Here is an 11,997-nt window from a genome sequence, read left to right on the forward strand (position 1 = left end):
CGCGGCTGTTGTTCCGGGAGACCAATGCGGAATCGCGGACATGGCACGGCAGGTTTTCTGGAAAGGTTATCTGAAGCTGTCGCTGGTGACAGCCTCCGTCTCGCTGACACCCGCGACGACGGAAGGCAACAGATATACCTTCCACATCCTCAATCGCAAAACCGGCAACCGCGTCGAAAGCCGCTACGTCGACAGCATCACCCACAGGCCGGTCGCCGCCAAGAACCAGGTAAAAGGTTTTCCCCGCGCCGAGGACGATTACGTTCTGCTGGAGGATGACGAGATCGATGCGGTGGCGCTGGAAAGCACCCGCACCATCGATATCAAGACCTTCGTGCCGAAAGGATCGATCGACTGGATCTGGTACGACCGCCCGCATTTTCTGCGCCCGGAAGACAAGATCGGCACCGAAGCCTTCAGCGTCATTCGCGAAGCCATGAAGGCGAACGATGTTTTCGGCATCGCGCGTCTGGTGATCTATCGCCGCGAAAGGGCGGTCCTTCTCGAACCTTCAGGCAAGGGCATCATCCTGTGGACGCTGCATTATGGCGAGGAGGTGCGCGAAAGCATCGACGCGCTGGAGCCGAAGATGAAAATCGACCGGCCGCTGCTGGAAGCCATGGAAAAACGCATCGGCAAACAGGTGACGGGTTGGAAGCCGGCTTTGGTGCAGGACCCCATTCAGAAAAAGATCAAGTCCCTGTTGAAGACCAAGGGCGAGGAGCTCTCCTCCTCGAAAAAGAAAACCGCCACGAAGGCCCGCGCCGGCGGCAATGTCATCAACATCATGGATGCCCTGAAGAAAAGCCTTGCTTCCGAAAAGAGAAACTGAGGCTCTATGCCTTCAGCGGGCCTTTTTCGGCAGCGGCTCGGCGGCGGCAAAAAATCCATCCCACGGGTCTTTCTTCAACGCGGCAAGACGTGCGCCGATATTGTTGACGGTGAAATGCGCCGGGCCGATCTCCGTGGTGAGTTCCGACCATTCGAGCGGCGCTGAAATGGCCGCGCCCGGCCGGGCGCGTGTCGAATAGGCCGCAACCGCGGTATTGCCCCTGCCGTTGCGCAGATAGTCGATGAAAATGCGGCCCTGCCGTTTCGCCTTGGTGGCAACCGAGAGATATTTCTCCGGTTCGGCTTTCGACATATCCGCCGCCATGGCCTTGGCGAAGGCCTTGACCGGAGCCCAGCCCGCCTGCGGTTTCAACGGTGCGACGACATGCAGGCCCTTGCCGCCGGAGGTTTTGACGAAAGCGGCAAGCCCGGCCGCCTCGAAACGCCGCTTCAGTTCCAGCGCCGCTTCGATCACCTCTTGCCAAGCCACATCCTCGCCGGGGTCGATATCCATGGTGATCATGTCGGGCTTTTCCCAATTGGCGGTTGTCGCACCCCATGGGTGGATTTCAAGCGCGGCGGATTGTACGAGCGCCATCAGGCCATCGAAATCGGTGATGCGGATCAGCGGCTCGCCGCCCTTGTCCTTGGGATCGTTGATTTGCTCGACGGCCTTGTTGATGCCGCGCCAGGCATGTTTCTGGAAGAAACGTTGTCCCTCGATCCCTTCCGGGCAGCGTAGGAGCGCCAGCGGCCGGTTGACGACAAAGGGCGCCATTTGCCGCCAGACCTGCGCATAATAATCGGCAAGCCCCTCCTTCGTCACGCCATCGTCAGGCCAATAAAGCCGGTCCGGATGGGTGAACTTGATCTTCGATTGCGGCGCCTTGGTATCGGACACGGCCTTCTCCTCGCGTTCGATTTCTCCTGCGGGCTTGTCCTCGCGCAGCCCCCGGAAGGAGGCATGGCGCAGATTGCCATCTGCGGACCATGCCCGGAACTCCACTTCCGCCACCAGTTCCGGCTTCACGAAATGAAGATCGCGGCGGGCAAGCGCGGTGAGCTTGTCGGTGAACGGGCTCTCCTTCAGGTCCAGCGGCTTTAGCTGGCCAAGCAGCATCTCCGCCACTTCGCCCGTAAAACCGGTCCCGACACGCCCGACATGGCGCAGCTTGCCGTTGTCATAAACGCCAAGCGCCAGCGATCCGATGGCATGGTCCGATGCCGAGGAGACGGTATAACCGCCGATGACGAATTCCTGCCGCAGCGAACATTTGGATTTCACCCAATCGCCCTTGCGGCCGGAAACATATTTGCTGTTCTTGACCTTGGAAATGACGCCCTCGAGGCTGAGCCGGCAGGCATGGTCCAGAACAAGCGCGCCGCTTTCCTCGAAATGCTGGCTGTAACGGAGATGGGGATCGCCCGCCGGCAACAGCTTTTCCAGCAGCGCTTTTCTCTCGCTCAATGCCGCACCGCGCAGATCGCTGCCATCGAGATGGAGAAGATCGAAGGCGTAGAATACAAAGCGGTCGCTGCGTCCTTCGCTCAGATCCTGCTGCAAGGCGGAGAAATCGGAGGCGCCGTTATCGCGTTCGACGACGATTTCCCCATCGATCAATACCGTTTCCACCGGCAGCGCCGTGAGTGCTCCCGTCACGGCCCTGCCGAATTTCTCCGTCCAGTCCAGCCCGCTGCGGGTCAGCAGTTGAAGCTTGCCCTGATCGACGCGCGCCTGCAGACGATAGCCGTCGAATTTGATTTCATGCAGCCAGCGAGAACCATCCGGCGGTTTCGGCTTGAGCGTGGCGAGCGCCGGCGGCACGAAGGATGGCATGGCCAGTTTGCGTGCGCCTTTGGGCAGCGCATGCGCCTGTTTCCTGCCGGAGGCAGACGCAACCGCCTTTTTCGATACCGTTTTGGAGTTCCAGGTATCCTTCGGTTTGGCTGCGACGTCCTCGACGCTGCGCCCGGTCTTTACGGATTCCGGCCGTTCCTCGAGAATATCCGCACCCCCCTTATGCCGCGCCTCCTCGTCATCGCCCTTGATGAGCAGCCAGTTTTCCCGGCTTTCTCCAGGCTTTCCATGCATGCGCACCAGATGCCAGCGGCCTTTGAGCTTTTCGCCGTCCAGTTCGAATTCAAGATGGCCCTTGCGATAAGCTTTCCGGGCGTCGCCGATCGGCTGCCAGGTGCCGCGATCCCAGACAATCACGGTGCCGCCGCCATATTGCCCTTTCGGAATGACGCCCTCGAAATCGCCATAGCTCAGCGGATGGTCCTCGACATGCACGGCAAGGCGCTTGTCCTCGGGGTCGAGGCTCGGGCCGCGCGTCACCGCCCAGCTTTTCAGCACTCCGTCCATTTCCAGGCGAAAATCGTAATGCAGACGCCGGGCATCGTGTTTCTGGATCACAAAGCTCGACCCCTGCTGTTCGGCCTTCGCCCCTTTGGGCTCCGGTGTCCTGTCGAAACTGCGCTTGGCGTTGTAGGTCTGCAATCCCATCGATCAGCTCGCTTTCCGCGGGGCCTTGCGGCCTGCTGCCGCCGCCTTTTTCCCGGCTCCGGCCCCGGCGCTGCGGCGCAGGGCCTCCTTGAGATCGATGATATTGTCTTCCCGGTGCGGCGGCTGTTTTGCGATTTCCCGGCCCTCGATCTTGGCTTTCACCAGCTCCGCCAGCGCATCGTTGTATCGGTCGCTATAGTCCGCCGGATCGAAGGTACCGGCGCGCTTTTCGATGATGTGGCCGGCAAGCTCCAGCATTTCCTCGTCAAACTCGATGTCCGGGATCGACTTGAAGACGGTGGTCTGAGAGCGAACCTCATAACTGAAATTCAGCGTCGTCGCGACGAGAGCCTTGCCGCTGGGGCGGATCAGGAGAACGCGGTTGCGGCGGAAAAGCACGGCTTCGCCAAGCGCTGCGACATTCTCGTCCTCCATTGCCCTTGCCAGAAGCGTCAATGCCTCCCCGCCCTCCTCCGCAGTCGGCGCAAGATAATAGGACTTGTCGAAATAGAGCTTGTCGATCTCGTCACAGGGCAGAAAGTGTTTGACGCGGATGACCTTGTCGCTTTCCGGCATCAGTTTCGCGATCTCATCTCCCTCGATGACGATATGATCGCCATTGTCGAGTTCGTATCCCTTGACCTGATCTTCGCGAAGAACCGGATCGCCGGTATCGCTATCGACATATTGCCGCTCGACGCGGTGGCCGGTCTTGCGGTTGACGATATTGAAGGAGATTTTCTCCGCCGAAGTCAGTGCGGAATAAAGGCCGACTTCGCAGTTGAAATCGGCAAAGGTCAGATGGCCTCTCCAGCTCGCTCTCCGGTTCATGTCCGTCGTCCCTCGTCATCGTTGCGGGAGGACATTTCTCCGCCTCGGCCCTTGGCCAGAATGCGCTCGATGGCGGGCACGTCCGCCTCCGCCAGAACCGGCACCGGGTCGGACGCCATGGCTTCCAGCACCTCCGGCGACAGCCCGCCATTGCGGATGACCCATTCCATGGCCTCGCGGGTCTGCCGCTCCGCCTTCAACTGCGCATAAAGCGCCAGTATCAGCCGGTCGCGGACATCGAAGCTCTTCAAGTCTTTGTCAGAATGTTCTGCCTGCCGTTTCATGTCGATATCCTGAGAGGCCCGTCCGGCGTTGGCATACCGCCCCCGGTCGGGATGACAGCGGCATGGACGCGCCACACGCTAGCCTAACGATCTGCCTTGGCTCTCGTTCCATCGGACATGGGAAAGGAAAGCGACGGCACCATTGTGCCGCCGCATCTTTTATCAAACGGAATGTTTCTTCCGGGTGGCGGCGCTGACGATTTGGGCGGGCGCGACATCCGGTTTGCCGAAGAGATAACCCTGCGCCTGCGCGCAGCCCTCGTCGACCACCATGCGGTATTGCGCATCCGTCTCAATCCCCTCCGCCGTCACCGGCAGATCGAGGCTGCGGCCAAGGCCGATCACCGCGCGCACGATGGCGCGGGCATTGTCATCGTCGCTCATGGCGGCGATGAAGCTGCGGTCGATCTTGATCTTGTCGAAGGGGAAGCTCTGCAGGTTGCTGAGCGAGGAATAACCCGTGCCGAAATCGTCCATGACAATGGCGACACCGAGCGCCTTCAACTGGTTGAGGATGATCAATGTCGCCTTGCGGTCCTTCAGAAGCGCGGCCTCCGTGATTTCCAGCTCCAGCCGGCTCGGCGAAAGCCCGGTCTGCATCAGGACGGTGCAGACCACATGGCCGAGATTGGCCAGCGAAAACTGCAATGGCGAAACATTCACCGCGATCTTCAGATGCGGCGCCCAGCCGGCCGCCTGACGGCAGGCCTCGCGCAGCACCCATTCGCCGAGCGAGATGATGATGCCGCTCTCCTCGGCAATCGGAATGAAGACATCCGGCGGCACGACGCCCCTTGTCGGATGCTGCCAGCGCACCAGCGCCTCGTAACCGACGACCTGGCCGCATTCGACCGAAAGGACCGGCTGATAATTCAAGAGCAGTTCGTTGCGATTGATCGCGAGCCGCAGATCCGTCTCAAGCTGGCGGCGTTCGCGCGCCTCCTGATCCATCACCGGGTCGTAGAAGGCCAATATGCCGCGCCCGCCCATCTTGGCGCGGTAAAGCGCCAGATCGGCGGCATGCATGATGCTTTCATGGTCCTTCCCGTCCCGCGGGAAGACGGCGATGCCGATGCTGACGCCGACGGAGGTCGGGTCGTTGGCGACATTCATCTTCAATGCGAACGTGCCAAGGATCGTCTCGGCCAGCAGGCGCGCCTCTTCCGCTTTGGTGTGCCGGGCGGTCAGGATGACGAATTCATCGCCGCCGAGACGGGCGACCACATCGCCTGCCCTTGCGCATTCATCGAGAATGGCGGCGACCTTTTTCAGGACGCGGTCACCTTCGGCATGGCCGAATATGTCGTTGACCGCCTTGAACCGGTCGAGATCGAGCGCCAGCAGCGCGAATTCGTCCTCCTCGTCGCAATGTTCGATCTGCTGGTGCAGGCGGGTCTGGAACATGGTGCGGTTGGAAAGGCCCGTCAGGACGTCGTGACGGGCGAGATATTCGATTTCCCGCTGTGCTTCCCGCTTTTCCGTCAGGTCGCGAATGGCCATTACCTCGCAGGGGCGACCGCGATATTCGATCGTGCGCACGCCGAGTTCGAATATCTGCGCCTGCCCGGCGCGCTCGCGAACCGCCTCCACCGGTGTATGGCGTGGCAGATAGGCGGGTTGCCCGTCGATGGCCTTGAAGAGATCGTCGGGGTTCTGACCGAGCAGCGATGCTTCCTCCCGGCCCAGAAGGCCGGCAAAACGGGTGTTCAGTTCCACGATCCGCCCATCGCGAACGACGGCGAGGCCATCGAGCGTCGCATCCACGAGCCCCTTGAGATCGACAAGGTAACGATCCACCAGAGCGGCGGCGGCGGTGGTGGACAGGATGAGGAAGGTCACGCCGGAAATGGCGCAGATCATGATCAGCCGGGCGACATTGTCGGGATCAGGCCCCGATACGGACGGATCCGGCGAAAGCACCGTGGCCGACATGGTCGTGAAATGCAGCGCGCAGATCGCGAAAATCGCCGATCCGGCGGGTGCTGCGATGCGCTGCCAGGAGCCGAGGCGGCGAAAAAGGAAAAAGGCGAGGAGAAAAGACACCCAGGCCACCGCAAAACCGCCCAGTACGGGTCCCCAGCGATAGCTGATCGTGGCGGCGACATCCATTCCCGCCATGCCGACGAAATGCATGACGGCAACCGAGAGCGTGACCAGCGTGCCGACGAGAACAGAGCTGTAAGCAGCCTGCGAGCGGGCCGTAAGCGCCAGCCAGAAACCGATAACGGCGAGAACCGCCGAAAGGGCGGTGAAGGAGAAATCATAACCGATCGGAACCGCGCCCTTATAGGCGAGCATGGCGACGAAATGCGTGGCCCAGACGCTCAATCCCCCGGCAAAGGCGGCAACCAGCACCCAATAGGGCTTGCGGCCAGCCGGACTTTCCTCCGCACGCAATAAAAGATGAAAAAAAGCAAACATGCCAAGCAGGCAGATAACAGCCGCAAGAAGCACGACCGCCCGGTCGTGTTGTACGACAACGCATTCCAGAACCGTGAACATGACGCACTCTCCCAGCCTCTGAAGAACCGCTCACGGTGGCACTATGGGAGTGGTTTATTTATAAATCTCTAATGCAACTATTGATAATTGCGTCAATATTTTTTCGCGCATAAAAAACAGGCCGGAACGGCGTGCCAAGCTGTAACACTTTCGGCAAACCGGCCCGGCAAAATGATCGGCCGAGGCTTTTTATTTCCAGCTTCGATAATCCGCCGCGGTGCATCCGAAGGGCGCCGGACCGTCGGAGAAGCGCTCCTGCAGACGGGCGCAACCCCACTCATTGAGGGCTGCCGGCAGCATGTTGTTGATGTCCATTCCGGGCGAGTTGAATTGCGACGGCGCGCTGGTGACATACCACAGCCAGTAACCGAACACCGCGACGATGATGACGGCCACGATGGCGACGAAAGTGCCCAGCCTGCGCAGCAGGCCCGGTCCTTTCTTTATCGCGGCGCCCTGAGCCGTCGCCTTTTCCTGCGTCTCGTTCGCGACCATCGGGGCAAGCGATGCGAGAGCCGCCGCCCTCTCCTGTTCCGTAAGGTCGATCCGCTCCAGCAGATCGTCGAGCAGAACCGGCAACGCGCCGTTGCCATGCAGGACCGCCAGTGCCACGTCATGTTTGCCGGTATTGCCGACGACAACGGGAATGCGGCCCCGCTCCAGATGCGTAAAGGATTGCCGCTTGGTTTTACCGTCCCTCACCGTATCGGCATAGGTCACGAAAAGGCGGCTGCGTTTTTCGGCAACCGCCGTCAGCGCCACCGGAATGACGGTCAGGGGCGCGGGCTTGCGCAATTGAAGGCGAACCCGCAGGCCCCGGACGAGCGTGAACAGCATCGCCAAACTGCCGAAACCGAGCAGGGCAACAAACACGCCGAGGGTGATGATGCGGTTCCAGAGCATGTCGAGGCCCAGCGAAATCGTTGCGAGTTCCGGGTTCTTCGCGGAGATGACCAGCCCGGTTTCATAGTCGCCGGAATGGAAATCGACGAACATGACCTCGACATCCTTCTTGTAGCGCGCACCCGCATGCTCGTAGGAAAGATCCGCCTCGCAGGTCGTGAAAATCGCCTTGCGCGTCTTGCAGCTGCCGCTGATATCGCCGTTTTCGATCTCCAGAGGATCTTTGCTGATCTGATAGTCGCGCAATATGCCCGGGCCTTCAGCCACGAGCATGACGACCGTGATCACCAGAAGCACCGGAATGGAAAAATAATAGGCTGCCGGCACCGAAATGACGCCACGTTTGAGGCTCAGCGGCCGCGACGGAAGTTTTATCTGTGCAAGGTTCATGGTCGTCAACACATTCTTCGGGAGGTGGGTGAACGGAGTTTGCGACTCTCGCCCGAGGGAAGGAATAGTCGTTCGACGGTCTAATCCGATGAAGTCCTTGAGAAAACCCCCTGAATTTGCGGGATGACGACGATAGTCCACCGCCTCGGCCGGGCTTCGCGGTTGACCGCGGATAAAAAAACGGGCGGTAAAACCGCCCGTCACAGGTTTTCAGAGGCTGTGGTTGCCCTTAGTCCTTCGTGACCTTCTCCAGCCGGGTCGTCTGGCTGGGGTGACCCACATAGTCCTTCACGCGCGCATTCAGCACGATCGGCTCGAATCTCTCGAACATCGGCAGCACCGCCGGCTTCTGGGCGACGAACATTTCCTGCATCTGGGTATAGATTTCCCCGCGCTTCTTGGCATCAGGCTCCAGCGAAGCCTTTGCCGTGAGCGCCGTCAGTTCCGGAATGTCCCAGGCCGAGCGCCAGACGAAATTGCCGGCATTGTTGGCGGCGAGCGAATTGTCGGGGTTGCTGGAGAACTGCTCCATCGAACCCAGAACATTCGGCATGTAGGCGCCGGTCTGCGGAATGAGGAGATCGAAATCACGCGCGCGATGGGCGGCAATCACGTCCGAACCGTTACCCTGCTGGATATTGACCTTGATGCCGATCTGGCTGAGCGACGCCTGGATCGCGGTGGCGAGATCGATGCGCGGCGTCTGCGCAATCGTCTTCAGATTGAGCGTAAAACCGTTCTCATAACCGGCCTCCTTGAGGAGCGCCTTCGCCTTCTCCACATCGAGCTTCCACTCCGGGCTCGGAATGGCGTATTCGAAGTTTTCCGGCACCGGCACCGTGCGGGCCCGGCCGTAAGGACCCATGATGGTCTTTTCCATGCCCTTATAGTCGATGCCATAGGCAATCGCTTCGCGGACCTTGGGGTTGGACAAAGGCTCCTTGCCGGCATTCATGGACAGGACGTAGAAACCGCCGGTCGGCACGCGCTGGATCTGGAAGCCTTCCTTGTTGTTGAAGGTGGCAAGGTCGGCAGCCGTCAGCGCACTGGCGATGTCGATATCGCCGCGCTCCAGCATCAGGCGCTCCACCTGGCTTTCCGGCACATGCCGCACGATGACCCGGCGCATTTTCGGGCTGCCCGCCACATAATTCTTGTTGGCCTCGAGAATGATGATCTCATTGGGCGACCAGCGATTGAGGGTGAAGGGACCGGAACCGGCAGAATTGGTTCTAAGCCAGCCATTGCCCCAATCACCGTTGACTTCATGCGACTTCAGTTCCTTGCTGTCGACGACGCTGGCGATGACCATGGCCAGACGATAGAGAAGCAGTTCGGACGTCGTTTCGCCGGAAAGATCGATGCGGACCGTTTTTTCGTCCGGTGCGCTCACCAGCTTGTCGACATTATCGGCATTATAACCAACGCGCTTGAGGTTGGCTGCGGCCGCCTGGTTCATCTTCAACAGCCGGCCGAGCGAATAGACGACGTCTGCCGATGTCACCGGATTGCCGGAGGCGAAATTGGCCTCGCGAAGATGGAAGGTGATGCCCTTGTCATCTATCTCCCAGCGCTCGGCAAGCTGCGGTGAAACCTTGCCCGAACCATCGACCGAAATCAGGCGGTCATAGAGGTTGGACATGATTTCGTTGGCTTTTCCTTCGGTCGCCTGATGCGGATCAAGCGACAGCACCTGGGCCAGCGAGGTTCCGATGACGAGCTGGTCATTGGGTGTTTTGGCCAGGGCTGGTGCTGCCTGTACCAGCATGGCCCCCAGGGCCGTGGTGAATGCGAGACGGATCAATGATTTTCTCATACCTGCTCCTCCTACAGATCGGTAATTCATGTTCGGAAAAAAGCCGCGACGCAGCGGGGCGTCGCGGACCAGAATGGTCAAAGATGTTTGTTATCAAGCGCTTCGATCAGGGCCGCGATGTAGCCGTAGCAGAAGGCGAAAGCCACACCGACAGCATCGCGCCCGGCAATCGTCGGCACATGGTCCGGCATGATCATGTAGCGATAACCGAGTTCGTGATAGAGTTTCAGCGACCGCACCATGTCCATGTCGCCCTCATCGGGGAAGGTCTCCATGAAAGAGAGTTTGCCGCCGCTGATATTGCGGAAATGGACGTTGAAAATCTTGTCGCGGCTGCCGAACCAGCGGATGATGTCGTCGATCTCCTCGCGCGGATTGTCGAGCATCTCGCCGATCGAGCCCTGGCAGAAATTCAGGCCGTGATAGGGGCTCTCGCGCATCTGCACGAATTTCTTCAGCCCCTCGACCGTGCCGAGTACGCGGGTGACGCCCCTGTAGCCCGGCGGGGTATAGGGATCATGCGGATGGCAGGCCAGACGCACGCGGTTGCTTTCCGCCACCGGCACGACGCGCTCGAGGAAATAGTCGATGCGTTCCCAGTTCTCGTCTTCGGAAAGAACGCCCGCGAGGCCCGGCGCGGCATCGTGGTCCGCCTTGTCCCAGCGCCAGGCCTCGTTGAGCGAACCGCCGCGGCCACGCTCCATTTCGGTGCGCGGAATGCCGATGAGGTTGAGATTATATTTCGCAGCAGGGATTCCGGCCCTGGCGATATTCTCGATCATCGTGCAGACGGCATCGATCTGCCGGTCGCGATCAGGCCCGGCAAGCAGGATATCGGGATACGACGCCTGCTCGATGGGCCGGGACGGCAGCGGCAATTGCACCATGTCGAGGACGAGGCCAAAGCTTTCGACCTTGTCACGGTGGCGCTCGAAGTCCTCGAAAGTCCAGCTCGCGGGCTTTCCGGGCGGATCCGCGTTGATATTCTTGACGCCGAGCTGCGCCCAAACCTTGAAATCCTCATCATCGCGCGCAGCAACCTGGGTGCCGACATACATCGATTCTCTCCTCTCTCCATGCAAGTCATCATATGACATCGCATGAAATAAGATGAGTGTCGAGATGCTATTGCGCTTCCGATAACAACCTGTATCGGCGCTGGCTGGCGAGCATATGTTCACGCATGGCTTTTCGCGCCGCATCGGGATCCTGCTCGACGATGGCGCGCAGGATTGCCTCGTGCTCGGCCTGCACTTTGCGAAGATAATTCGCGTCACCGGTTTCCGGCAGCGTGGGGAACTGCCCGCGCGGGATCGAACGCGAACCGAACTGACGCAGGGCCTCCAGATAAAAGCGGTTATTCGTGGCGATCGCGATGGCCGTGTGAAACTCGTAATCGGCATCGACGGTGGTCTCGCCCGCATCGATGGCGCGGGCCATTTTCCGGTGCGCCGCAGAGATTGCCGCCTCCTGCTGGGCCGTGCGGCGATAGGCGGCGATTGCCGCCGCCTCCCCTTCCGTCGCAAGCCGGAACTCCAGCATCTCAAGCGTTTCCGCGATGGTGCCGACTTCGGATTGCGTCAGTTTCACGCCAGCCCATTCACTGGCATTGCTGACGAAAACCCCCTTGCCCTGAATGGGAACGACGTAACCGGCGGACCGCAAATCGGCAATCGCCTCGCGAACCACGGTGCGGCTCACGCCATAGCTGCGTTCAAGCTCCGGTTCCGTGGGAAGCTGATCACCGTTTTTCAGTTTTCCACTGCGAATTTCTGCGCTGAGATTATCGATGATCTGTTGTGCCCGCCTCTCCCGCGGCCTCGCCCTGTCGCCCATCATGCCACTCTTCCCTCTTGCAGAATACGAATCCCTTCGCTACTCATATGATGACATGGCTGCACGTCATATGTTTTCATGTTAGCTCAGGGAGGAGT

9 protein-coding genes are annotated in these 11,997 nt (G+C 60.1%); 1 reads left to right on the plus strand and 8 read right to left on the minus strand.

What is annotated here, in order from left to right; translation table 11 throughout:
• Nucleotides 1-40 precede the first annotated feature (40 nt).
• The gene (locus ACIQUH_RS13075; RefSeq protein WP_400815596.1) at nt 41-832 is read left to right on the plus strand and encodes a Ku protein; all 792 of its coding nucleotides are present in this window, start codon (nt 41-43) and stop codon (nt 830-832) included.
• 12 nt (nt 833-844) lie between these two features.
• On the opposite strand, the gene ligD is transcribed toward ACIQUH_RS13075, so the two are convergent.
• From ligD to ACIQUH_RS13115, 8 genes are all read right to left on the minus strand, one after another.
• A complete protein-coding gene (gene ligD, locus ACIQUH_RS13080; RefSeq protein WP_400815598.1) occupies nt 845-3,337 on the minus strand; it encodes a DNA ligase D in 2,493 nt (830 codons plus the stop codon).
• 3 nt (nt 3,338-3,340) lie between these two features.
• Entirely contained in the window at nt 3,341-4,168 is an 828-nt protein-coding gene (locus tag ACIQUH_RS13085; RefSeq protein WP_400815600.1) for a Ku protein, read from the minus strand.
• A complete protein-coding gene (locus ACIQUH_RS13090; RefSeq protein WP_400815602.1) occupies nt 4,165-4,452 on the minus strand; it encodes a hypothetical protein in 288 nt (95 codons plus the stop codon). The genes ACIQUH_RS13085 and ACIQUH_RS13090 overlap by 4 nt, the downstream gene beginning before the upstream one ends.
• Before the next feature lie 162 nt (nt 4,453-4,614).
• Nucleotides 4,615-6,954, minus strand: coding sequence for an EAL domain-containing protein (locus ACIQUH_RS13095; RefSeq protein WP_400815605.1), 2,340 nt, complete (start codon nt 6,952-6,954; stop codon nt 4,615-4,617).
• A 189-nt stretch (nt 6,955-7,143) separates the two neighbouring features.
• Nucleotides 7,144-8,247 (minus strand): hypothetical protein, encoded by a 1,104-nt coding sequence (locus tag ACIQUH_RS13100; RefSeq protein WP_400815691.1) that lies wholly within the window; start codon nt 8,245-8,247, stop codon nt 7,144-7,146.
• A 229-nt stretch (nt 8,248-8,476) separates the two neighbouring features.
• Nucleotides 8,477-10,063: an ABC transporter substrate-binding protein gene (locus ACIQUH_RS13105; protein WP_400815607.1), complete on the minus strand. Its 1,587-nt coding sequence runs from the start codon at nt 10,061-10,063 to the stop codon at nt 8,477-8,479.
• A 77-nt stretch (nt 10,064-10,140) separates the two neighbouring features.
• Entirely contained in the window at nt 10,141-11,121 is a 981-nt protein-coding gene (locus ACIQUH_RS13110; protein WP_003521785.1) for a mannonate dehydratase, read from the minus strand.
• A gap of 67 nt (nt 11,122-11,188) precedes the next feature.
• A complete protein-coding gene (locus ACIQUH_RS13115; RefSeq protein ID WP_269343259.1) occupies nt 11,189-11,902 on the minus strand; it encodes a FadR/GntR family transcriptional regulator in 714 nt (237 codons plus the stop codon).
• Nucleotides 11,903-11,997 lie beyond the last annotated feature (95 nt).

Source organism: Agrobacterium sp. NPDC090283 (assembly GCF_044769685.1).
Taxonomy (GTDB): Bacteria; Pseudomonadota; Alphaproteobacteria; order Rhizobiales; family Rhizobiaceae; genus Agrobacterium.

Excerpts from the sequence above, each read along its gene's own strand:
- ACIQUH_RS13090 (WP_400815602.1), bottom strand. The coding sequence starts at position 4,452 with ATGAAACGGCAGGCAGAACATTCTGACAAAGACTTGAAGAGCTTCGAT.
- ACIQUH_RS13115 (WP_269343259.1), bottom strand. The coding sequence starts at position 11,902 with ATGATGGGCGACAGGGCGAGGCCGCGGGAGAGGCGGGCACAACAGATC.
- ACIQUH_RS13095 (WP_400815605.1), bottom strand. The coding sequence starts at position 6,954 with ATGTTCACGGTTCTGGAATGCGTTGTCGTACAACACGACCGGGCGGTC.
- ligD (WP_400815598.1), bottom strand. The coding sequence starts at position 3,337 with ATGGGATTGCAGACCTACAACGCCAAGCGCAGTTTCGACAGGACACCG.
- ACIQUH_RS13105 (WP_400815607.1), bottom strand. The coding sequence starts at position 10,063 with ATGAGAAAATCATTGATCCGTCTCGCATTCACCACGGCCCTGGGGGCC.
- ACIQUH_RS13075 (WP_400815596.1), top strand. The coding sequence starts at position 41 with ATGGCACGGCAGGTTTTCTGGAAAGGTTATCTGAAGCTGTCGCTGGTG.
- ACIQUH_RS13100 (WP_400815691.1), bottom strand. The coding sequence starts at position 8,247 with ATGAACCTTGCACAGATAAAACTTCCGTCGCGGCCGCTGAGCCTCAAA.
- ACIQUH_RS13110 (WP_003521785.1), bottom strand. The coding sequence starts at position 11,121 with ATGTATGTCGGCACCCAGGTTGCTGCGCGCGATGATGAGGATTTCAAG.
- ACIQUH_RS13085 (WP_400815600.1), bottom strand. The coding sequence starts at position 4,168 with ATGAACCGGAGAGCGAGCTGGAGAGGCCATCTGACCTTTGCCGATTTC.